This window comes from Pandoraea sp. LA3, assembly GCF_022696215.1.
Classification (GTDB): Bacteria; Pseudomonadota; Gammaproteobacteria; order Burkholderiales; family Burkholderiaceae; genus Pandoraea; species Pandoraea capi.
Genome location: NZ_PTPY01000034.1, coordinates 79,302 through 101,894, shown reverse-complemented (window position 1 = coordinate 101,894; position 22,593 = coordinate 79,302). Strand labels below are relative to the sequence as shown.

Annotated in this window: 21 protein-coding genes; 5 read left to right on the top strand and 16 right to left on the bottom strand. The window is 64.1% G+C overall.

Annotated features, from left to right (window positions below; genetic code table 11):
* Positions 1 to 13 precede the first annotated feature (13 nt).
* The 3 genes from maiA to gtdA all read right to left on the bottom strand — a co-directional run bounded on the left by maiA (position 14) and on the right by gtdA (position 2,515).
* A complete protein-coding gene (gene maiA / locus C5N93_RS14670) occupies positions 14 to 655 on the bottom strand; it encodes a maleylacetoacetate isomerase (RefSeq protein ID WP_242559838.1) in 642 nt (213 codons plus the stop codon).
* 9 nt (positions 656 to 664) lie between these two features.
* Positions 665 to 1,363 carry a fumarylacetoacetate hydrolase family protein gene (locus tag C5N93_RS14665; protein WP_069340229.1) on the bottom strand — a complete coding sequence of 233 codons (699 nt, stop codon included), beginning with the start codon at positions 1,361 to 1,363 and terminating at the stop codon, positions 665 to 667.
* Between the two features lie 114 nt (positions 1,364 to 1,477).
* The gene (gene gtdA, locus C5N93_RS14660; RefSeq protein ID WP_069340228.1) at positions 1,478 to 2,515 is read right to left on the bottom strand and encodes a gentisate 1,2-dioxygenase; all 1,038 of its coding nucleotides are present in this window, start codon (positions 2,513 to 2,515) and stop codon (positions 1,478 to 1,480) included.
* A 200-nt stretch (positions 2,516 to 2,715) separates the two neighbouring features.
* On the opposite strand from gtdA, the gene C5N93_RS14655 reads away from it, so the two are divergent.
* Positions 2,716 to 3,666: a LysR substrate-binding domain-containing protein gene (locus tag C5N93_RS14655; RefSeq protein WP_242559837.1), complete on the top strand. Its 951-nt coding sequence runs from the start codon at positions 2,716 to 2,718 to the stop codon at positions 3,664 to 3,666.
* Positions 3,667 to 3,742: 76 nt separating this feature from the next.
* Here C5N93_RS14655 and C5N93_RS14650 read toward each other — a convergent pair whose 3' ends face one another.
* Both C5N93_RS14650 and C5N93_RS14645 read right to left on the bottom strand, forming a co-directional pair.
* Positions 3,743 to 4,318 (bottom strand): hypothetical protein, encoded by a 576-nt coding sequence (locus C5N93_RS14650; protein WP_242559836.1) that lies wholly within the window; start codon positions 4,316 to 4,318, stop codon positions 3,743 to 3,745.
* Between the two features lie 25 nt (positions 4,319 to 4,343).
* Positions 4,344 to 5,375, bottom strand: a complete 1,032-nt coding sequence (locus C5N93_RS14645) for an AAA family ATPase (RefSeq protein WP_242559835.1) — start codon at positions 5,373 to 5,375, stop codon at positions 4,344 to 4,346.
* 352 nt (positions 5,376 to 5,727) lie between these two features.
* Between C5N93_RS14645 and ruvA the strand changes: the two genes are divergently transcribed.
* Together ruvA and C5N93_RS14635 are read left to right on the top strand one after the other, a co-directional pair.
* Complete coding sequence (gene ruvA, locus C5N93_RS14640; RefSeq protein WP_069340224.1) at positions 5,728 to 6,309, top strand: Holliday junction branch migration protein RuvA; 582 nt, start codon at positions 5,728 to 5,730, stop codon at positions 6,307 to 6,309.
* Between the two features lie 83 nt (positions 6,310 to 6,392).
* Positions 6,393 to 7,301: a LysR substrate-binding domain-containing protein gene (locus C5N93_RS14635; RefSeq protein ID WP_242559834.1), complete on the top strand. Its 909-nt coding sequence runs from the start codon at positions 6,393 to 6,395 to the stop codon at positions 7,299 to 7,301.
* 150 nt (positions 7,302 to 7,451) lie between these two features.
* On the opposite strand, the gene C5N93_RS14630 is transcribed toward C5N93_RS14635, so the two are convergent.
* Positions 7,452 to 8,771, bottom strand: a complete 1,320-nt coding sequence (locus C5N93_RS14630) for an MFS family transporter (protein ID WP_242559833.1) — start codon at positions 8,769 to 8,771, stop codon at positions 7,452 to 7,454.
* A gap of 459 nt (positions 8,772 to 9,230) precedes the next feature.
* Here C5N93_RS14630 and C5N93_RS14625 point away from each other — a divergent pair, with 459 nt between their 5' ends.
* Both C5N93_RS14625 and C5N93_RS14620 read left to right on the top strand, forming a co-directional pair.
* Positions 9,231 to 10,235 carry a glyoxylate/hydroxypyruvate reductase A gene (locus C5N93_RS14625; protein WP_242559832.1) on the top strand — a complete coding sequence of 335 codons (1,005 nt, stop codon included), beginning with the start codon at positions 9,231 to 9,233 and terminating at the stop codon, positions 10,233 to 10,235.
* A 3-nt stretch (positions 10,236 to 10,238) separates the two neighbouring features.
* Complete coding sequence (locus C5N93_RS14620) at positions 10,239 to 10,997, top strand: GntR family transcriptional regulator (RefSeq protein ID WP_242559831.1); 759 nt, start codon at positions 10,239 to 10,241, stop codon at positions 10,995 to 10,997.
* Here the strand turns inward: C5N93_RS14620 and C5N93_RS14615 are convergent, their stop codons facing one another.
* The 10 genes from C5N93_RS14615 to C5N93_RS14570 all read right to left on the bottom strand — a co-directional run bounded on the left by C5N93_RS14615 (position 10,998) and on the right by C5N93_RS14570 (position 22,389).
* Positions 10,998 to 12,659: an ABC transporter ATP-binding protein gene (locus tag C5N93_RS14615; protein WP_242559830.1), complete on the bottom strand. Its 1,662-nt coding sequence runs from the start codon at positions 12,657 to 12,659 to the stop codon at positions 10,998 to 11,000.
* Between the two features lie 73 nt (positions 12,660 to 12,732).
* Positions 12,733 to 13,521: an SDR family oxidoreductase gene (locus tag C5N93_RS14610; RefSeq protein WP_242559829.1), complete on the bottom strand. Its 789-nt coding sequence runs from the start codon at positions 13,519 to 13,521 to the stop codon at positions 12,733 to 12,735.
* The gene (locus C5N93_RS14605; RefSeq protein ID WP_242559828.1) at positions 13,518 to 15,080 is read right to left on the bottom strand and encodes a class I adenylate-forming enzyme family protein; all 1,563 of its coding nucleotides are present in this window, start codon (positions 15,078 to 15,080) and stop codon (positions 13,518 to 13,520) included. The genes C5N93_RS14610 and C5N93_RS14605 overlap by 4 nt, the downstream gene beginning before the upstream one ends.
* Before the next feature lie 63 nt (positions 15,081 to 15,143).
* The gene (locus C5N93_RS14600; protein ID WP_242559827.1) at positions 15,144 to 16,058 is read right to left on the bottom strand and encodes an ABC transporter permease; all 915 of its coding nucleotides are present in this window, start codon (positions 16,056 to 16,058) and stop codon (positions 15,144 to 15,146) included.
* 46 nt (positions 16,059 to 16,104) lie between these two features.
* On the bottom strand, positions 16,105 to 17,097 hold the full coding sequence (locus C5N93_RS14595; protein WP_242559826.1) for an ABC transporter permease: 993 nt from the start codon (positions 17,095 to 17,097) through the stop codon (positions 16,105 to 16,107).
* A 13-nt stretch (positions 17,098 to 17,110) separates the two neighbouring features.
* Positions 17,111 to 18,769, bottom strand: a complete 1,659-nt coding sequence (locus C5N93_RS14590) for an ABC transporter substrate-binding protein (protein WP_242559825.1) — start codon at positions 18,767 to 18,769, stop codon at positions 17,111 to 17,113.
* A gap of 85 nt (positions 18,770 to 18,854) precedes the next feature.
* Entirely contained in the window at positions 18,855 to 19,286 is a 432-nt protein-coding gene (locus C5N93_RS14585) for a PaaI family thioesterase (RefSeq protein WP_069340213.1), read from the bottom strand.
* Entirely contained in the window at positions 19,283 to 20,299 is a 1,017-nt protein-coding gene (locus tag C5N93_RS14580) for a zinc-binding dehydrogenase (protein ID WP_242559824.1), read from the bottom strand. Before C5N93_RS14580 ends, C5N93_RS14585 begins: the two co-directional genes overlap by 4 nt.
* A 126-nt stretch (positions 20,300 to 20,425) precedes the next feature.
* On the bottom strand, positions 20,426 to 21,532 hold the full coding sequence (locus tag C5N93_RS14575; RefSeq protein WP_242559823.1) for a M14 family metallopeptidase: 1,107 nt from the start codon (positions 21,530 to 21,532) through the stop codon (positions 20,426 to 20,428).
* Positions 21,529 to 22,389, bottom strand: a complete 861-nt coding sequence (locus C5N93_RS14570; protein ID WP_242559822.1) for a VOC family protein — start codon at positions 22,387 to 22,389, stop codon at positions 21,529 to 21,531. The genes C5N93_RS14575 and C5N93_RS14570 overlap by 4 nt, the downstream gene beginning before the upstream one ends.
* Between the last annotated feature and the right edge of the window lie 204 nt (positions 22,390 to 22,593).

The following is a 22,593-nucleotide window of genomic DNA, read 5'->3' as shown; positions in this document are numbered from 1 at the left end:
TGCCGCGTCATGTTCAGGCCGTGTAATCCGGCTGACGATCGGGGGCTGCCGAGACGAACGCCGGGTGCGTCGCCGCCTTGGCATACACCGCCATCGCGCGCGGATAGGTCGACAGATCGCAGCCCATGCGTTGCGCGTTGGCGATCTGCGGAATCAGGCAGACGTCGGCCAATGTCGGCGCGTCGCCGAAACACCATTCGCCGTGACCGTACCTGACGAGCAGACGCTCGACACCGGCCATGCCCTCCGCCACCCAGTGCCGATACCAGGTGTCCTTCTGCTCCGTGGACAGGCCCAGCGGGCCTTGCAGATACTTCAGAATGCGCAGGTTGTTCACCGGGTGGATGTCGCAACTGATGAGCATCGCGAGTTCGAGCACACGGGCTCGCGCCTCGATGTCTTGCGGCACCAGACGCGTCTCGGGATACTTCGCGTCGAGATAGTCGACGATGGCGAGCGACTGACCGAGCGCGAAGTCGCCGTCGACGATGGCGGGCACCGTGGCCGACGCATTGACCTCGTCGACGTAGGGCGCGGCACGGTGCTCGCCGACGCGAATGTTCACCGGGATGGTGTCGAACGCAATGCCCTTGAGCGCGAGCGCAATGCGAATGCGATACGACGTCGAGCTATTGAAGAAGCTGTAGAGCTGCATGACGATGCCTCAGACCACACGCACCGTGATCTCGCCGAGTCCCTCGACGGCCGTCACCATCGTCTCGCCTGCCTTCACCGGACCGACGCCTTCAGGCGTGCCGGTGTAGATGAGATCGCCCGGTTCCAGACGGAAGAATTGCGAGAGATACGATACGGTCTCGGCGACCGACCAGATGAGGTGCGTCACGTCGCTCTTCTGCTTTTGTACGCCGTCCACCGTCAGCGAGATCGCGGCCTTTTCGACATGACCGATGCTCGACACCGGATGGATCGGGCCGATGGGGGCCGAGGCGTCGAACGCCTTGCCGATCTCCCAGGGACGGCCCATCTCGCGCATTTTCATTTGCAGGTCGCGACGCGTCATGTCCAGACCCACGGCATAACCCCACACGTGCTCCAGCGCCTGATCGAGCGGAATGTCCGAACCGGCCTTGCCGATCACGGCGACCAGTTCCGCTTCGTAGTGATAGTTGCTCGTCTGCGCCGGGTACTTCAACTCCAATGTGTCGCCATAGGCGACCGGCAGCACGGCGTCGGCCGGCTTGCAGAAGAAGAACGGCGGTTCACGGTCTGGATCGAAACCCATTTCGCGGGCGTGAGCGGCGTAGTTGCGGCCGACGCAATACACGCGACGCACGGCGAACTGATCGTTGCTGCCGACAACGGGAATGCCAACGACGGCGGGCGGAGTGAAGACGTAGGACATGGTGTTTGACTCGTCGAATCAGAGAGAGGACAGAGAGAATGTTGACCGCGCACCGCTCGCATTCGTCGAATGCATGGCGGGGCGCAGGGTCGTCGTTTCGTTGACGTGTGCCGCTCAGGTACGCGATTCGCGCAGCAGATTCAACGCGGCGAGCACGGGGCGGTCGGAGTAGCTGAACAGCACGGCGTCTTCCAGCGCGGCGAGTTGTACCGGCGCCCATGACGGCACGACAAAGTGATCGCGCGGTTCGAACTGGAAGACTTCGTCGCCGATGCGCACGGTGCCGCGGCCCTCGACGACCGAGAAGACGGTGGCGTCGGTGCTGCGGTACGTCTTGCCCTGGAAGCCGGCGGGCAGGTACTGCATGAACGTCGCCATCGTCGGCATCGGCCAACCGCCGGTCGCCGGATTCACGTAGCGCAGCTTGATACCGTCCCACGGATCGAGTTCGCCGTTGCGGTACAGCGTGTCGAGCGCTTCGCGCGAGCGCGCGTACGGATAGCTGAAGATCGGCGACGTCGGGTCGCTGACTTTGTGATGCACCGGCAGCATGTTGAACCCGTAGCGGGCGAAGCTGTCGCCTTCCGGGCGCTGCACGGGTTGCTGCGATTCCGGGTAGTTCTCGGCGAAGCCGGCGTCGAAATACTGGACGAGCGGAATGTCGAGACCGTCGAGCCACACGACCGGCTCACCGTCCGCCGGATTGCCGTGGTCGTGCCATGTCCACGACGGCGTGATGATGAAGTCGCCCGGATGCATGGTGGTGCGCTCGCCGTTGACGGCCGTCCACGCGCCGCGACCTTCCACGATGAAGCGCAGGGCCGATTGCGTATGACGATGGCTCGGTGCGATCTCGCCCGGCAGGATCAGTTGCAGCCCGGCGTAAAGCGAGCCGGTGATGCTCGACGAGCCCGGGGTGCCGGGGTTTTGCAGAATCAGAACGCGGCGCACGGCTTCTTCGGCGCTGATGACGCGTCCCGCTTCCATCACCAGCGGGCGCACTTCGTTGTATTTCCAGATGGCAGGCACCACGCGCGGACGCGGCTGGGGCGGCACGAGGCTGTGCAGCGATTCCCACAGCGGGGCCATGTGGTTGTGACCGATGTGTTCGTAATAGGCGGCGCGTTCTGCACTCGGGGCGCGGTCGGACATGCTCGTCTCCATATTGGAAGGGGCCCGGTCTGCTTGTCTGGCAAGCGCAGCCATGCGGCGGTGCCGTGGCTTTCGGGTCTATGGATAGCGTTATACTCGGCGAGACATATTCTTTGAAATGAAAAAATCATCGGATCCATACGAAAAATCGTATGACTCGGGTGGTTTTGGGGTGCCGCACCGGCATCTGGAGACGACGCATGGATTGGACCCATCGTTTGCGTCTGCGCAACTTGCAGATGCTGCTGACCCTGGCGGAGACCGGCAACATGAGCCAGTCTGCGGCGTTGCTCAACACGACACAGCCCGGGTTGTCGAAGTGGCTGAAGGATCTCGAGGACGACATCGGCCTGCCGCTGTTCGAGCGACAGGCGCGGGGGTTGCGTCCGACGGCTTACGGGGAGGCGCTGATCCAGCACGCTCGCCGCATCGAGGCGCAACTCGACACCGCACGCGACGATCTCGACGCCATGCGCGAGGGCGGCAGCGGGCTGGTCGCGATCGGCACGTCGGGGGCGTCGTCGGCGGACACGGTGCCGCTCGCGGTGCTGTTGCTCTTGCAGCGCATGCCGCGCGTGCAGGCGCGGGTCGTCGAAAACACGATGGACCGGCTGATGAACCAACTGGCGCATAGCGAGATCGACATCGTGGTCGGACGCTCGGCGCCGGAATTGCAAGACCGGAATGTACGCACGGAGGCGTTGTATCTGGAGCCGTTGCACTTTGTGGCGCGTGCGCGGCATCCGGTGTTTTCGCGCGCGTCGGTGGATTGGTCTGACATCCGGCAATATCGATGGGTCGTGTGGCCGCGCGGCACGCCGATTCGCAACGCCTTGGAGGCGGCACTGGCGGAGGCCGGGTATCCGCTGCCGAACGACACTGTCGAATCGAATTCGACGATTCTCAACCTCACGCTGCTCAACAACAGCGACATGATCGGTCTTGCGTCTCACCGCACCGCGAGTCGTCTGCAAGCGCTGGGCGCACTGCGCATCGTGCCGCTGCGTCTCGCGGGGTTCGGCGGCGTCTCGATGTACTGGCGCGACGACGGCGCGAACCGCGCAGCAGTCGCTGAAGCACTCGAATGCCTGCGCTCGGCCGCCGCCCGCTCGACGGGGGATCTCGTTGAAGGGATCGAAGGCGATGGGTGAGGGCGGCGGGGAGCGAAAAATGAGCAAACGGCGGCGGCCCCCAAGCCGCCTCGAAAGTGCGGCGGCGCTGTTGAGGTCACCGCACGAGTTCGTGAATGGTTTCGCCTAGTCGACGCATGAAGCGGGTGAAATCAGTGGCCATCTCGCGATTGATCGGGCGCTTCGCCTGAAGGAAGTGGTGGACGTCTGCTTCGTGGGCGATGGCATTTCTTCTTCTTACTACCTCGTAGAGAAATACACGCACGGTCGCTTCGTCTTCTCCCATCGCCGACGCGATTTTCTTCCACTTGCGCTTCTCGTGCCAGATGTAGCTGAGTCCGTCGACGACCTTGTCCGGGTGCTGGAAAGACATTGCACGCAGTTTGTCGCGAATGGTTTGAGAGAAGATGTTGCTCCGGGGAGCGTCTTCAACTCCTTTCAATTGGGCAACGACACCGAGTGGAATAGGCTCGTCGAGATACTTTGGCGTGGAGGTTCGGTTGCCGGAGTAGATATCGATAATCCCGATGTGAATGATGTCGTGCATGAGTTTGTCGAACGCGCTGACAGAACAGACGATCTTCGAACGAAGCAGATCGTCGAGACTCTTCTGTCCCCGCATGTTCTCCACCAGGAAGTCATAGAACGCTGCGAAGGCTTCAACGTCGTCCATATTGGATCGAAAGGCGGCGAGAGCATCATGCATGGTTCAGTAGCGAGGCAAGGTCCGCCGCGACGGATTCAAGTTGGATGCGAAGATGGTCGCGTTGCATCTTTCCATGTGCTATCGATGCGCCAAACGCGTCGATGTCTGAATCGGAAAGCGCAAAAGCCGGGATGCCAACTTCCAGCGACCTCCTGTGGAGTTCGCTGTAATCCTCGATTTCACCAAGACGGAACCCCTCCGTCAGTAGACTGGGCGGATACTGTTCCAGTGGGAAAGTCATTCCCTTTGTCGACAGATGGGGAACAAAGTCGTTGGAAATTGCGTATCTGATTTTCTCGACATCCTCGAACGCTGGCCTTTTTATCGACCCGGTGTAATCGACAATTGGGCGGTTCAATATTCCGCCAAACTTCGGTGTCCCGTGGCCCAACGGGTATGCCGTTCTTGCGAAAGCTCCCATCGAATTTTTCTTCCAGTTGATCCATCGGGCGAGCACGTATTTCAGCGTGTGCAGCGTTTTCACCGCGAAAGGATCGGGTGTGACGGGGACAACGAAAACATCGCTATGCATAAAGAGGTTCGCACTGACGCCACCGAACCCGGCCGGGACATTGATCAAGGTGAAGTCGATGTCGTATTTCCGTTCGCACAAGGAAATCAAATGGTGGAAAGCACCCGGTGTGTTCTCCATCGACTCGAATCTCGCATTGGCATCCTGCACAAGCGTGAGTTGGAAGTCGCATTCCGCCAGATTGGCGTGTCCCGGCAATAGGCGCAAATTGGGAGACTCAGGCGGCGCAGGGCAGTCGATTTCGCGAATGAGAAAGGCGTCCAGCTCGAATGCCGCACGCGTTGCATCTTTCAGATTGTGGCGACATGTGGTTTCTGCGCGGTAGTGCTGGTCGAAACCCTCCCGCAGAACAAGGCTGGTCAAATCGCATTTCGGGTCCGCATCGACGAGCAGAACGCGGTAATTCTCGGCCAGCAGCCAGCCCAGGTGATAAATGAAACTGGTATTGCTAATGCCGGCGGTGTAGTTAATCGGTACCAGACGCTTCGCCATTTTCGTCTCCTGCATGGGTGAGCCGGGAAGCGCGATGGGATGCCCATCGAACGTTTCCGAATGGTGTTTGAACCGAGGTTGTCGTGATCGGGGGTAGGTCATGTCGAAGTGTGGTCTGCGAAACGGATGCACAGTCTCGCAAGAATCTCCAAGGGCCACTGACACTCGAAGAGACACAAGCACATCGGAATCGCATAGCTTTCAATGGCTTAGCGAAACCCGGTCAGACCCATTTATCCGACGTTCCCCAAGTCTTGCGCGTCGCCCGCACAAAGCCGCATCCCAAACCCCAAAGCGCATCGACTGGTTTGCTACACTTGCCGCCTGTCGAAGTCACTCTCTCGGGGCGTCAATGATTGGCCGCATCTCCGGCACGCTGCTGGAAAAGAATCCGCCGCACATCCTGGTCGACTGCCAGGGCGTGGGCTACGAAATCTCGGTGCCGATGAGCACCTTCTTCAACCTGCCGAACGTCGGCGAGCGCGTCACGCTGCTTACCCAGTTCATCGTGCGCGAGGACGCCCAACTGCTGTTCGGTTTCGGCTCGCCGGACGAGCGCAACACCTTCCGCGAACTGCTCAAGATATCGGGCGTTGGCGCACGCACGGCGCTGGCGATTCTGTCGGGCATGAGCGTGGCAGATATCGCGCAAGCGGTGACGCTCCAGGAGTCGGGGCGTCTGACCAAGATCCCCGGCATCGGCAAGAAGACCGCCGAGCGCCTGCTGCTCGAACTCAAGGGCAAGCTCGGTGCGCAACTCGGCACCGTGGCCGGCGCGGCCGTGCCGCACGACCACAAGAGCGATGTCGTCAATGCACTGCTTGCGCTCGGCTATTCCGACAAGGAAGCGCTGGCCGCAGTCAAGTCCGTGCCCGACGGCACGACGGTGTCCGACGGCATCAAGCACGCGCTCAAGTCGCTCTCGAAGGCCTGAGACGGCCTGAGCTTCCTGCGCGTGTATACGCAGTCATGTTGCGCGAACGCGCGACAAACGTGGGATGGTAGCGAGGAGACGGTATGCAACTGCGATGGCTCGAAGACTTCGTCGAACTGGCCCGCACGCGCAGCTTCACGCGGGCGGCGGAGAACCGGTTCGTCACGCATCCGGCGTTTGGTCGACGTATTCGCGCGTTGGAGGAGTGGGTCGGCACGCGACTCGTCGAGCGCAGCAAGCCGCTCGAACTGACGGCGGCGGGCACGGTGTTTCTCGACGCTGCCACCAATGCGCTCGATATTCTTCACAGCGCCCGCACGCAGTTGCAGGACGCCGCGCCCACGCTCGAAAACAACCTGAGAATCGCCACCGGACGTACGCTCGCCGCCACGTTCTTCCCCGATTGGTACGACGAAACCGTCTCGCGCATCGGCTTCTTTACCGCCACGCTGTCGACGGGCGGCGCAGAGGAAGCCATCCTGCGACTTGCGGCCGGTGAAGTCGATCTGCTTATCGTCTATTCCAGTGCGCACACGCGTCTTCTCATCGACCAGGAGCGATTCGACTGGTTGAGCGTGGCGCGCGAAGTGCTGGTGCCGGTCAGTGCGCTCGATGCCAAGGGCCGCGCCAGATACCGGCTCGCAGCCGGTCCGGCGTCGATACCGTGGCTGGCGTTCACCCGGACATTGACGCTGCGGGCGGTGCTCGCGCGCCATCTGGCCGAGATGCCGAATCGTCCTACGCTCAAGCCCGTCTATCAGGCGGATTCCTACGAAGCGATTCTCGCGATGGCGCGACGCGGTGCCGGCATTGCCTGGCTGCCGCAGCGTCTCGTGGCCGACGACGTCGCGCGCGGCACGCTCGCCATCGTCGGCGGCAAGGACTGGCAGATCGGGTTCGACATCGCGCTCTATCGGCGACGGCACCAGCCGCACCCCGTGCTCGACGCCATCTGGGAGGCCGCGAAGCTGGCTGCCGGGGACGACGTCTGACGTTCAGGATGAAACGGGAAGGGCAGGGAAAGCCGGGGAGGAGATCAGGCCGTCACGTGGGCGCCGGAGCGCGCCACGCGAGGTAAAGCGTCGAGGTACTGATGTGTCGGCGAAGGCGCGGCGCGAAAGTTCGCACCTCCGCCGTCAGGATCAATGTTCGTGATGCAGGTACTTTGCCTGACGCGGCAGGCGCAGGCTCACCAGGAACGCCAGCACCATCATGCCGGTGACGTACCAGTAGAACGTCGGCTCCATGCCCGCTTTCTTCAGGCCGAGCGCCACGTATTCGGCCGAGCCGCCGAAGATGGCGTTGGCGACTGCATAGGCCAGGCCCACGCCCAGCGCACGCACTTCGATCGGGAACATCTCGGCCTTCACGATACCGCTGATCGACGTATAGAAGCTCACGATAGCCAGCGCCAGGCAGATCAGCACGAACGCGCTCGTCGGGCTTTGCACCGTCTTGAGCGCCGTGAGGATCGGCACCGTGCAAATCGCACCGAGGCCGGCGAACAACAGCATGTTGTTGCGACGGCCGATCTTGTCCGAGAGCATGCCGAAGATCGGTTGCATGCACATATAGACGAACAGGCAGCCCGTCATGATGTAGCTCGCCGTCTTGATCGGCATACCGGCCGTGTTCACCAGATACTTCTGCATGTAGGTGGTGAACGTGTAGAAGATCAGCGACCCGCCGGCGGTGTAGCCGAGCACCGTGAAGAACGCGGCCTTGTGGTGACGGAACAGACCGGCAATCGACCCGGCGTCGCGGTTGTTACGGCTCGCGCTCGTCGACGTTTCATGCAGCGTGCGACGCAGCATCAGCGCCACCACCGCCGTGATCGCTCCGACCACGAACGGGATACGCCAGCCCCACGCCTTGAGTTCGGCTTCGCTGAGCAACTGCTGAAGAATCACGACCACGAGCACGGCGAGCAACTGGCCGCCGATGAGCGTCACGTACTGGAACGACGAGAAGAAGCCGCGACGGCCCTTGAGCGCCACTTCACTCATGTACGTCGCCGTCGTGCCGTATTCCCCACCGACCGACAGGCCTTGGAGCAGACGCGCGAGCAGCAGCAGCGCCGGGGCCCAGTTACCGATGCTGGCGTAAGTCGGCAGTGCCGCGATCAGCAGCGAGCCGAAGCACATCATCATCACGGAGATGACCATCGAGTTCTTGCGGCCGTTACGGTCGGCAATGCGGCCGAAGATCCAGCCGCCGATGGGACGCATCAGGAAGCCGGCCGCGAAGACGCCGGCAGTGTTGAGCAGTTGGGCCGTCGGGTCCGAACTCGGGAAGAACGCCGGCGCGAAGTAGATCGCGCAGAAGGCATAGATGTAAAAGTCGAACCACTCGACCAGATTCCCCGACGACGCGGCCACGATCGCGAAAACGCGCTTGCGGACTTCTTCGGGAGTGGGGGGCGGGTTGCTGATTCCTGCGTTGGCTGTCGCTGTCTCTCTCATTTCTACTGGCGATGGGGGCATCGCATTGATAACTACGTTTGCAACATGACGCTGATGCGCTTGCTCGCCTCGCAGGTCCTTCACATGCGAAGGAACAAGCGAATCGCGTCGCGGGGGCGGGCCAACTATAGCGGTTGTCAGCGGGGGCAGACAATGCCCGCGTGACAGATCGATTATTGTGAATATCGCAACAATCGATCGAATTGTTGCGTCGCAGCATGGTGATGAGGCCCGCCCGGCGGACGTTTGCGTGAGACGACGAGCGTTTCGGCTAACGGGACGAGGCACGCGAAATACACCGGAAATTCGAGAAATATTCTTTCGGGTGGGACGTTGCCCGGGCAGGTTTGAGCGCTTCCTGGAGGCTTATGCTCCGTCGCCACGTGCATTTCTTCCGGGCATTCATAAGCTTTTCGATAACAAATGCTTAGCCGCGCGCGGGGTGGCCGGTAGCATGGGATGCCGCTCCATCCTGAAGCCCTCGCCCCCAGGCGCGAGGCGCCATCCCCCGAAGTCATGCAAGGCGATACGTTATTGATCAAGTCGGGCGGCGTGGCCGCGCTGACCGAATGGCAACACCATTTCGCGCGGCTGATGCCGGGCCTGCGCGTCTATGGCTGGGACGACCCGTTCGTCGACGCCCGCAACGTCAAATATGCGCTGGTCTACCAGCCCGATCACGGACGTCTCGCCCATTACCCCCGTCTGCGCCTGATCCTGAGTGCGGCGGCGGGCGTCGATCACATCCTGGCCGACCCGGCACTGCCCGCCAACGTCCCCATCGTTCGCATGGTGACGGACGAGACGCGCGAGCGCATGAGCGACTTCGTGACGTTCGCGGCGCTGGCCATCGTCCGGGACATGCCCGCGCTCGTCGCGGCACAGCGCGACGGCCGCTGGGCGAACGAACTGACCGGACGCCTTGCGCGCGACACACGTGTCGGTGTGCTGGGGCTGGGCGAGCTGGGCAGTGCCGTTGCCACCCGCCTGTACGCCAACGGCTTTCGCGTGAATGGCTGGTCGCGCACGCCGAAGCGGCTCGCCGGGGTGAACGTATTCGCCGGCGACGCGCAACTCGATGCGCTGGTCGCCGAGACCGACATCCTCGTCAACCTGCTGCCCGACACGCCCGCAACGCGCGGCATTCTCGGACGCAAGCTGTTCGCGCAGTTGCCGCCCGGAGCGAGCGTCATACAGGTCGGTCGTGGTGCACATCTCGACCGACAGGCGTTGCTCGATGCGCTCGACAGCGGTCGCCTGCGCTCGGCTTTCGTCGATGTGTTCGACGTCGAGCCGCTGCCGCCGGGCGACACGCTGCGCCATCATCCGAAGGTATTCGTCACGCCACATATCGCGTCGACGGTGTCGTACGCGGCACGGGCGCGTCAGGTGGCGGAAGTGCTCGGTGCGCATCGGCGCGGCGCACCGCTGCCATTCGTCTATGACGCCGCACGAGGGTACTAAGTCATGTCTCCCGCCTCACCCGCCCCTGCGTCTTCCATACGGACGTCCGATAGCGAAGAAGCCGTCGCGCTGGCACGCGGCGACGATGCCTACGAGCGCATCCGTCACGACGTGCTGACGTGCGAGATCATGCCGGGTGCGGTGGTGAGCGAGGCGGAGTTGATGCGTCGGTACGGCATTGCACGCACGAGTTGTCGTGTGGCGCTGGTACGACTGGTGCATGAAGGCTTCGCGCGTGCGATTCCTCGTCAGGGATATCGCATCTCGCCGGTGACCCTCGCTGACGTCGAAGAGATCTTCACCCTGCGCGCCCAGCTCGAACCGATGGCGGCGCGGCTCGCGTGCGGCAACGTCGACACCGAACTGCTTGCACGACTGGACGAAGCCTGCGAGGCGCCGTTCGCCCACAAGCCCATCGACCACCAGATCGAGTGGTTCCTGCACACGAACCGCAAGTTCCATCTGACGATAGCGGCCGCCAGCGGCAATGCTCGCCTGTATCGGACGCTGGCCGGATTGATGGACGACATGGCGCGTCTCGTGTCGCTGGGCTTCGGCGTGCAGGGCGTGCGCCCGCGTATCGAACACGACCACGAGAGCATCATCGGTGCGCTCGTGACAGGCAATGCGCCGCGCGCGGAAGCGCTCGCGCGCCAGCACATCGAGACCTTCCTTGCGCAGACGAAAGAACACGTGTTCGCGAGTCTGTCGGCGTCTGGCACGTGGCTGCCGTACCTGTCGATCGCCGATCTGCGCAAATGATCAGGCGGCGGTGAGCACCTGAGCGTCACTGCCAGTTTCCCGCGCGCGCCCTGGAATCGCGTCGAGCAGTGCGCGCGTATACGGATGCGACGGCGCACGAAAGATCGTCGACGTCTCGCCGTACTCGACCACGCTGCCTGATTTCATGACGGCGAGCGAGTCGCACAACTGCGCCGCGATACGCAGGTCATGTGTGATGAAGATCATCGACAGCCCCAGCTCCGCCTTGAGCCGCGCAAGCAAACGAAGCACCTGCGCCTGTACGGAGACGTCGAGCGCCGACACGGGTTCGTCCGCGACCAGCACCCTCGGGCGCATCGCCAATGCCCGCGCCAGCCCGATGCGTTGACGCTGTCCGCCCGAGAACTCATGCGGAAAGCGATCGAGCGCATCGGCGCTCAGGCCGACCAGCTCGAACAGTTCAAGCGCATGCGCATGGGCCTCACGCGCTGGCTCGCCGCGTGCAATCGGACCCTGCGTGACGATGTCGCCCACGCGACGTCGTGGGTTCAGCGAACTGAACGGATCCTGAAACACCATCTGAATGTCGAGTGCCGTGCGCCGCGCGTCGGCGTCGAGCGAGCCGGATGCCAGATCCGTGTCGCCGTAGAGAATGCGTCCCGCGTCGGGTGTCATCAGCCGCAGGATCGAGCGCGCAAGCGTCGATTTTCCCGAGCCGCTTTCACCCACGATGCCGAGCGTCTTGCCGCGTCCGACGTCGAGGCTGACGTCGCGCAGTGCCGCAGTGTGTGCCTGCGCCTTCTTGCCGAGCCAGCCATGCTTCGCGTAGGTCTTGCGCACCTGTTCGATGCGCAGCACCGGCGGCGTGGCATCGTTGCGCTGGACCGGGGAGGCATTGGCTGCCGAGGCCGATGGCAATGCCGGGACCGCTGCGATGAGCGAGCGTGTGTATTCATGCGACGGACGTGTCAGGATCGTCTGCGCTGTGCCTTGCTCGACGATCTCTCCATGTCGCATGACGGCCACGCGATCCGCGATCTCGGCCACGACACCGAAGTCGTGCGTGATGAACAGTACGCCAGTCCCTTTGCGTTGCTGAAGCTCCCGAATGAGCGTGAGAATTTGCGCCTGCGTGGTGACGTCGAGCGCTGTCGTTGGTTCGTCTGCGATCAGCAGTTCGGGTTCGAGCGCGAGCGCCATCGCAATCATCGCGCGCTGACGCTGTCCGCCGGAAAGCTCGTGCGGATAGCGTTTCGCTGCATCGTTGGGGGACGGAATGTGCACGGCTTCCAGCCATTCCAGCATGCGCGCGCGAATCGCGCTGCCGGGCAGCCGGGTGTGCGTGCGATAGACCTCTGCGATCTGGTCGCCGATGGTGCGCAGTGGGTTGAGTGCGGTCATCGGCTCCTGAAAGATCATGCCGATGCGCGCGCCGCGCCAGCGGCGGCGCTCGGCTTCGGGCAACGTCAGCAGATTGCCCGCGCCCTCCCAGGCGACGCGTCCGCCACTGACTTGCACGCCGGGCGGCAGCAGGCCGAGCAGGGCACTCGCGGTCATCGACTTGCCCGAGCCGCTTTCGCCGACCATACACAGGATCTCGCCGCGCGCGAGCGAGAACGAGACGTCGTGAAGCGCATGCGGGCGATCGGCATTGGGCGGCAGATCGAGCGTGAGGTGTTCGACGTCGAGCAGAGTCGTCATGGTGACTGTCCGTAAGGGTCGCGAGGGTCGCGAGGGTCGCGAAGGAAGTGGCGGGAGCGTGTTCTGACCGATATCAGAGGCGCTGTCCGCCGCTCGCGTCGATGGATTGGCCGGTGATCCAGCGGCCAGCATCGCTGGCGAGGAAGGCCACGATGTCCGCAATGTCGCGCGGCTCGCCCACACGGCCGAGTGCGACCGTTTGCGCGATGACCTGACGCGCCACCGGGTCGCTCGCGCGCTTGTTCAGATCCGTGGCCGTCGCCCCCGGCAGCACGGCGTTCACGGTGATGCCACGGGCGCCGAGATCGGCGGCAAGCGACAGCGTCAACGCTTCCAGCCCGGCTTTCGCTGGTGCATAGACGCTCATTTCCGGATAGGCCGCTCGCGTGCCCATGGAGGAGACGTTGACGATGCGTCCGCCGTCCTTCACATGCCGGAGGGCATGCTGGATAAGGAAGAAAGGCGACTTGAGATTGACTTGCAGGACACGGTCGAAATCCTCGGGCGTCACCGCATCGATGCGAGCGCGCAAACCGACACCCGCATTGTTCACGAGGATGTCGAACTGCGGCGGCAGGTCGTGCGCGGTCAGTGCGCCGATGAAACGTTCCACTAGCTGCTGCGCGCCATCGGCAGACGCGAGATCCGCCTGCACCGCGAAGGCCCGCGCGCCGCTGGCGACGAGTTGTGCGACCAGTGTTTCGGCGTCGGCGGATGCCGCGTTGTAATGCACGCCGAGTGTTGCGCCGCGTGCCGCCAGCGCGATGGCGATGGCACGGCCAATGCCACGGCTGGCGCCGGTGACGAGCGCGACCTTCCCGTCGAGACGGATCGGATCGCTGGATTCGGTGAGAAGACTCATGACGCATGGGCTCCGGTGAGCGTGAGAGCGTTGGCACGGCCGTCGCTCCACCCTTGGGAGGCTTCGAGCGTGCGCGCCTGCAGCAGCAGGGCATGACGGTCGACCTTGTTGGTCCCCGCCCAGGGCAGTTCGGTGACGAAAGCCACGCGGCGTGGATGCTGATACGCCGGACCGTTGGCGAGCGCGTGCTGCTTGAGATCCTCAGCGCTCAGCGTGCTGCCGGGCTGACGCACGACGAAGGCGACCGGCACGGCGGCACGTTCCTCGTCGGGCAACGGCACCACGCTCGCCTGACGCACCTCCGGATGCGCCTCCAGCAACTTCTCGACTTCCACCGGATAGATGTTCTCGCCGGCGCAGACGAACATGTCGTCGGCGCGTCCCACGAAGTAGAAGAAGCCGTTGGTATCGCGTCGCATGACGTCGCCGCTGTAGTACCAGCCGTCGTCGAGCACCTGTGCGGACTTCTCGGGCAGTCGGTGATAGCCGTGCATCACCGCCGGGTTGCGCATGCACAGCACGCCCTGATTCGCGTCGGGGCCGTCGACGAGCTTCACCGCGTCGGGCGAGAGCGGATAGCCCAGCGCGAGCGGTGGCAGCGGGATGCCGTCAGGATGCGGACCGAAGATGCTCGGCCCCGCTTCCGTCGTGCCGTAACCGTGATGGATATGCGTCTCCGGGAACGCCGCCTGAATGCGCGCAAGCAACGCCGTGCTCATGGGGGCGGAGCCGAGCATCACACGCCTGAGCGACGAGACGTCGCGACCGGCGAGTGTCTGCGAATCTTTGACGAGCCGCGCGAACATCGTCGGCACGGCCGTCAACACGGTGATGCGATAGCGCTCCAGCGCGTCGACATAGGACGTCACATCGAACGACGGCAGGATCACCAGCGTTCCATTCACGGAGAAGGCGCGCTTGGCCATGAACAGCCCGTTCATGTGGAACAGCGGTTGCGCGAGCAGATAGCGCTCCGTCGACGGATGCTCTGGCCGCACATAGGTCGCGCCCAATGCCCACAACTGACCGGTGTGCGTGAGCGGTACGCCTTTCGGTTTGCCGGTGGAGCCGGACGTGTAGAGCATCTGGGCGACGCGGTTGTCGTCCGGCCGCACGGCATCGAAGTCGGCCGGCGGAATCTGTGCGGCGAAGCCGTCCGGCCCCGCATCGTCGAAATCGATGACGGGCACGCGTGCGGCGAGCGCCTCGTGCCGCGCGCCATCGACGAAGGCCAGCGAGATACCCGCATCGTCGATCACGTAATCCAGGATCTCGCGCGATTGCTTGATGTTGATGGGCACCGCGACGTAGCCCGCGCGCATGATGCCGAAGTAGGCGATGAGGTATTCGGCACGATTGAGCGAGGCGATAGCGACGTGTGCGCCGTCGGGCAACCCGCGAGCGCGCAATGCCGTGGCGACGCCGTTGGCCAGACGGTCGATGTCGGCGTGCGTGTAAGTGCGCGGATGCGTGTCGTCTCGCAGGTCGACGATGGCCGTCGTCTCGAGACTGAGGGTTCGGTCGACGAGGTCGCCGAGGTTGTGCCAGCGGTGAGTCATAAATTTGCGTCGGGCAATAGGGGCAATAACGGCAATAGGGGGCAATGCGCGAGGGCGCGATGTTCAGCGTTTCTTCCGTAGCGCGGGATTCAGGGCGTCGTTCAGCCCGTCGCCCACGAGGTTGAGTGCAAGTACGGCGAGCATGATGGCGATGCCGGGTTCGGCGCACAGGTACCAGGACGAGCGGATCAGCGTGCGGCCCTCGCCGATCTGGCGTCCCCAACTCGCGATGTTCGGATCGCCGAGTCCGAGAAACGACACGACGGATTCGTAAAGAATGGCGCCCGCCACGACCAGCGTGCCCATCACGAGCACGGGTGGCAGTGCGTTCGGCAGCACCTCACGCAGCGCGATACGCCACGGCGAAAGCCCGACAGTGCGGCATGCCTGCACGAATTCGCGCGACTTGAACGACAGACACTCGGCTCGTGTGAGACGCGCGATGGCGGGCCACGAGACCAACGCCACGGCAATGATGGTGTTCTCGATGCGCGGGCCGAGGATGGCGACGACCGTGAGCACGAAGACCACGTTGGGCACGATCTGGAACAGTTCGGTGAAGCGCATCAGCACTTCGTCGATCCATCCGCCCCACCACGCGGCCATCGCACCGATCGATACGCCGATGACCGTGGCGGCGACACTCGCCACGAGGCCGATGGCGAGCGTTGCGCGTGCACCGTGGGCGAGCATGGCGGCGATGTCGCGCCCGAGCGCATCGGTGCCGAGCGGGTATTGCCATTGCTCGAAGGGCCAGATCTCCGGCGCGGCCACGATACGCAGCGGATCGCCGGGATACCACCAGCCCGCACACAGCGCGACGATCACGATGACGGCGAGCAGCAGCGCACCGGCGACGGCACCGCCGTGGCGCGCGAACTGACGCCACGCATGGGCGCCGCGCCGTGCGGCGCGTGGCAGGTCGGAGGCGTTGCGCGTGGCGAGCGCATCGAGAGCGGGTTCGGCGGAAGACGTCATAAGGCAAGCCAGTTCATTACGGGAAAGCACGATACGGGCCGAGGTTTCACACGCCATGCGTGCGGATGCGCGGATCGAGTCGCGTGTAAATCAGATCGACGGCAATGTTCGCGACGATGACGAGCGCGGAACTGAGCACGAGCAAGCCCAGCACGACCGGGTAATTGCGGCTCATCACGCTGTCGAACAGCACACCGCCGATGCCGGGCCAACTGAAAACCGCCTCCACGACGATGCTGCCGCCCAGCACCGTGCCGAGTTGAAGGCCAAGCAGCGTGACGACCGGCAGCATCGCGTTGCGCACCATGTGTCGCGTGATCACGGCGCGTCGGGTGAGACCCTTGGCCTGTGCGGTGCGCACGTGATCCTGACGGGCCACTTCGAGCATCGATGCCCGCATGACCCGCGCGTAAGTCGCCGCGTAGAAGAGGCCGAGTGTGAGTGCGGGCAGCGCGAGGTGATGCAACACGTCGAGCGAGGCATGCCACGCGCCGATGAGGCCGGTGCCGTAGTCCATGCCGATGGTGGTCATGCCGCCCACGGGGAACCAGCCGAGCTTCACCGAGAACAGGATGATGAGCATGATCCCGAGCCAGAAGCTGGGCGCGGCGAAGCACACCACGGCGGCAATGGAGACGAGCGTATCGCGCCACGTGTTCACGTTCACGGCGGCGATGACGCCGGCCGCCACGCCCACGACCACGGCAATCAGCAGGCTCGCCAGCATCAGCACCAGCGTGGCGGGCAGGTGCGCCATGATCACGTCGAACACTGGCAGGTTGTGACGATACGAATAGCCGAGATCGAGATGCACCACCGAGTTGATGTAGTGCAGCAGTTGCTGCCATAGCGGCTTGTCCATGCCATACGTCACGCGCAACCGCTCGATCAGTGCGGGATCGGTCACCTGTTGCTCGGCGGTCATCACGTCGAGCAACGTGCCGGGCACCGACTGGATCAGGCAGAAGTTCATGACGATCACGCCGAGCAGCAGCGGCACGGCCTGAACGATGCGGCGCAATAGCAGACGCGTCACCATGGCAGTCGGCTCCTTACGAGGCGAGCCAGACGTCGGCCAGCGCGTCGCCCTGCACGTTGGCGCTGGTCGTCGCGTTGCGAACGTTGGTGCGCGAGAGCGTGAACGACTCCATCTCGACGAGCGGCACCAGCGGCACGTCGGTGGCGGCCAGTCGCGCAAAGTCGTGCGCGAGCTTCTGACGCTTCGCGTTGTCCGTCTCCACGGTGAGCTTGTCGACGAGGGCGTCCATCGCCGGGTTCGAGTAACCGGTCGCGTTACGGAACGCGGCGCCCTTGACGATGCCGTCGGTCGTAAAGAACTGCGTCACGACCGGCACGAGTTCCAGCGGCGCGGTGAAATTCGAGACGGCGATGTCGTAGTCGTAATCGCTGTAGATGCGCTTGAGCGCGGTGGCGCGGTCGAGTGAATCGAGCTTCACGGTGATGCCGATGTCCTGCAACGCCTGCTTGAGGTACTGGCCGAGCTTGGCGTTCTCCTCGAACCACGCGGCGGCGACCAGATTGATCGTGAAGCGCGAGCCGTTCTTGCGCGGCAGGCCGGCGGCGTCGAGCAGCGCATTGGCCTTGGCGGGATCGAACGGGTACTTCGGCACGTCGTCGGTGAAGAACAGCGGGTTGGTGCGGAAGATCGGCGAGACGGCGGGCTTGCCGCGTCCGAAATAGATCGTGTCGATGATGAACTTGCGGTCGATGGCGTGCAGGATCGCCTGACGCACCTCACGACGTTTCACGTGCTCGCGGCGCTGATTGAACTCGACGGTCACCGTCCACGCCGCGTTCTCGTAGCCACGCGTGTCCACGGCGATCTTGCCCGTCTTCACAAGGCGATCGATGTCGCGTGCGGGTACTGGGTTGGAGAAGGCCACCTGCAATTCGCCCGTCTCCAGCGCGGCGGAGCGCGATGCGGGATCGCCCCACCAGCGGATGATGAGCTTCTCCGGATAAGGCTGCGCGGCGTTCCAGTACTGCGTGTTGCGCGTGTACGAGACGTAGCTGCCGCGTACCCACTGACCATACTTCCACGGTCCGGTGCCGACCGGGGCGTTGTTCAGCGGATTCGTGATGATGTCCTTGCCTTCGTACAGATGCTTCGGCACGACCACCTGATACTGACCGGCCAGGATCGACTTGAAGAAGAACTCCGGCACCGGGGTGGAGAATTCCAGCTTGACGGTGTGCGCATCGGTCGCGCTCACGCGCTTGAGCGACTTCAGCGCAACGCCCGCAGCGATGGGCTTCCAGTGCTCCTGCACGTTGTACACGACGTCGTCGGCCGTGAACGGCTTGCCGTCATGCCACAGCACGTTCTTGCGCAGTGTGACGGTGTACGTCTTGAAGTCGGCCGACGCGCGAACGTCCGTCGCGAGGACGGGCTGGAACGCGAGCTTCTCGTCGATCTTGAGCAGACGTTCGAGAATCTTCGTCGACGTCATGAACGGGCTGGACCCGCCGCCGCCCGGCACGAAGAGCGCTTGCGGTTCCAGTCCGCCCCAGCTCGCGACGAGCGTGCCGCCAGAACGTGGTATGCGCGGCGTAGCGTCTGCCGCGAAGGCGCGTGTCGGCGACACCAGCCAGCCGGCCGTGCCCGCGAGCGTGGCGGACGTGGCGGCCAGCGCGCCGGTCGCACTGCGATAGAGAAACTGACGACGGGACAGACCCCGGGACTTACGCATGGTGAACTCCGGAAAAACACGGCGCCGGTGCGATCTTGCAGGCGCCGTCAAACGGACAAGCGGACGAGCGGTCCGGTGAAGCGAATCAGGCAGGCGGCAACGTGGCGTAGCTCGCCCGGCCGATGGCGACGAGCGCGCCTTGCGCGTTGAACAGATCGACGTCTGCCACACCGATGCTCTTGCCGAGTCGACGGACCCGCGCAACAGCGCGCAGGTCGGTATCGATGGCCGGGCGCAGGTAGTCGACGCGAAAGTTGACCGTCGGCAAACCCCGGCCGACGAGCATGCCGACCGCGAAGTCGCCGACCGTGTCGATCACGGCAGCGAGCGGGCCGCCATGCCACTGACGTGTGCCCTTGCCGCGCTCGAACGACGCCTGAAAGGGGATCTCGACTTCGATGATCTGCGCGTCGTGATCGAGCGAGACGACGCGCATGCCGAGCCAGGCGATGAACGTCGAGTTGTCGAAGGCTTGCTGAACCTGTGCGACCGAGAGGGTTTGGGTCGTCGTGCTCATGCGCCCACCAATACCTTGCCGACGATCTGGCGGTTTTCCAGCGAGGCGAGTGCCTGGGCGCCGTCTTCGAGCGGCCACTTCTTGTCGACCAGCACGCGCAGCTTGCCGCTCGCGACGAGGTCGAGCAGTTCATGCAGGTCTTCGCGCTCCCAGCCGTTCGAGCCGCGAATCTGCAACTCGAAGGTCCAGATGAAGCGCAGGTCTTCCTTGGGATCGAAACCGGCGGTAGCGCCGCACGTGAGCACACGACCGCCCTGACGCAGCGTGCGCAGCGAGCGCGTCCAGGTGTCGCCGCCGGTGAAGTTCACGACCACATCGACGCCGCCGTTGTTGGCCGCACCGCGACGTCGCGCGGCCTTGCCGTAACGCGTGCGGATCACCTCGACGAAGTCTTCTTCGGTGTAATAGATGATGTCGTCCGCGCCCAGTTCGCGCAGGCGCTCGCCTTTCTCACGCGAACCGGCGCAGGCGATGACTTCCGCGCCCGCGAGCTTGGCGAGCTGAACCGCGCACACGCCCACGCCGCCGCTCGCCCCGAGGATCAGCACGCGCTCGCCGGCCTTGATCTGACCGATGCGCTGCATCATGCGCAGCGCGGTTCCGTAAGCGACGGGAAGCGCTGCCGCGTCGTCGAACGAGACGCCGTCCGGCAGGCGCACCAGTTGATGCTCGGGCACACGGCACAGTTCGGCCAGACCACCGTGCGTCGTCTCGCCGACGAGGCCGCCGGTTACACGGTTGATCGGATCGACCAGCACGCGATCGCCGACCGACCAGCCCTGCACGCCGGGGCCGATGCTGGCGATTTCCCCCGCGACGTCGAGGCCGATGATGACCGGGAACGGCAGCTTGATGCCAGGCATGCCGCGCCGCGTGAAGACGTCGTGATAGTTCAGCGACGACGCCCGCACGCGCAGCACCACTTCGCCTTCGCCCGCAACGGGGTCCGGGAAGTCGGTTTCGAGTTTCAGCGCGCTGTTGTCGCCGTGTTCACGCAATACGATGGCTTTCATGTCGGTTCTTGAGTCGAATTCAGAATGAGCGAGCCCCTCGGGCAGACGCCGATCCTTGTTGAAAAACGGAGAGGGTGAGGCGGTGTCAGGCGCTCATGCGCGTCCGTGACCTGTTCGCCTATTGACCTATTCGCGCGTGGCGAGGCCTTGCAGCGCCTGCGCCGTGATCTGCAACCCGTGCGTGAGCACACTGCTGCGCCACACGGACGACACCGGCACGAAAGCGTCCAGCACGTCGGCGCGCAGTTGGCGATCACGCACCGGATCGGGATTGGCCCCGGCGCGCGAACGCAGCCATTGGTCGAGGCGGTTGGCCTGACTGGCATTCGAGCCGCGTGTGCCGAACTCGACCACTGCGCCGATCACCGGACGTCCCTTCGCAAACTGCTCGACACCCCGGAATACCAGCCCCTGATAGTCCGGACGTTGCAGTCCATGCGGGCGCTGATTCAGCACGCGCTCGGCGCCCCACCAGCGGGCGGCCTCGCGTTGTGCGTCGCTGTCCTCGGCGTTGAAGCACAGGAAGAACGGCTCGCCGTATTCCCCGATGCCCGTGTGCCAGTCGATCAGGCCGATGCGCTGTGCCTGCGACAGCTCGCGCTCGACAATCGTCTGCAACGTCACGTTCGACCATTCGCGCGCGCGTCCGCCGTAGATGAGGCCGTCGGCGTGTGTGTACTGACCGCTCGCGAGCGTGTTGAAGAGGGCGTCGGGACCGTGTTCGGCGCGGAACGCGTCGACGGCGCGTGCACTCTGCGCCAGTCCTTCTGTCGTCCACTCGGCAGGAATGAGATGGTCGTGCAGCGACGCGTAATGCGGATTGACCGGATGCGGCCGGTCGTGGTCGATGAAGTTGCGGTTCAGGTCGACGTTGTTTTCGGTCGTGCGTGTGGTGTGCGCGAAACCGTACGGATTGATCGCATGGACAAAGGTCACGGCGACATCCGGCGCCAGCGTTGCTGCCGCGTGTGTGAGCCATGCGGTCTGCACCGCCGATCCTGCGCCGCCTTCGAGGCCGTGCGTGCCGCTGATGGCGAGCAACTGGTGCGGCGCATGCGCCGTACCCAACCGCGCTACGTCGACCGTCAGATCACTGCCGTCCGGTGCTTTGGCGCTCGGATGGACATAGGTGCTCAGGTCCGCGCCTGCGCGGTCAGCCGCGCTGCGAAAGCGCTGACGTGCGTCGGCATAGTCGACGCCGAACGCCTGCCACCATGTCGGTTGCGTGCTCACGGCGTGTCCCCTTCGACGAACTGAAGCGCCACGTGGAAGCCGTCGGCGGCGGCCACCAGCACGGAGCCGTCGTCGAGCGTCGTCCACGGCACGCCGTTCTCGCGCAGCGTGGCTTGCGTCTGTGCGAGGGAGCGCGTGCGCAGGATGAGCGCGACGCTGCGCTCGCTGCCGTCGTCCGTCGTTTCGACCTTGCCGAAGCGTTGCGCGGCTTCGATGGGGGTGACGAAGTGCACGCGAGCGCGCCCTGCGGTGAACGCATACCCCGTCTCGCCGGCGGCGGTGAGGATGCCGGGACCGAAGACGCGATCGTAGAGCGCAGCGGTGACCGCGGGATTCGGCGACGCGATCACGAAGCCGACGATGTCCGTCGCGCCGTTCGGATGATCGCGCCATTCGTCGCGCCAGACATGCTCGGGCGTGAAGTGATGGCAGAAGAACGTGCGGCCATTGCGCACGAGTTCGGTGGCCAGCCGCACGGTGCGAAAGCGGGCGTCTTGCGTGGTGCCGTCCGGCAGACGCACCGGGCGGAAGAATTCGGCGGGCGTTTCCACGCCGATGCCGCGTTCCTGCAACGTCGCGTAAAGGCCGTGCGAATCCTGCGTCTTGAAGACGAGCCCCGTCAGGCCGAGCGGCGCTTGCGTGACGTCGGGGCGTGCGGTCGACTTGCCCGCCTCGAAGCCGAGCAGTTCGAGATAGTTTTCCCCGAAGATCGCCAGATGGTTGCTGGTGCCGAGCGAGTGATGACCGCGCTCGGTCAGGGCGAAGCCCAGACGGCGGTACGTATCGACGGACGCTTCAAGCTCGCCTTTGACGTTGATGACGACGTGATCGAGCACCGGTGCGGGAAGCTGACTCATACCTGATCTCCAGAATGTTGGCGTGGGAACGAAACGATGGAGGCAGGGTACACAAAGGAGGACGCAAGCGGTGCAAGCGCGACGGCGGCGGCAAGGCACACGCCCGGGACAGAACGACTGGACACGACAGCTCCCGACAGAGAAAGGACGACGCGTCCATTCTAGAAGCGTGCCGCTGTACGCCCAACTGATGCTTTTTGCTTT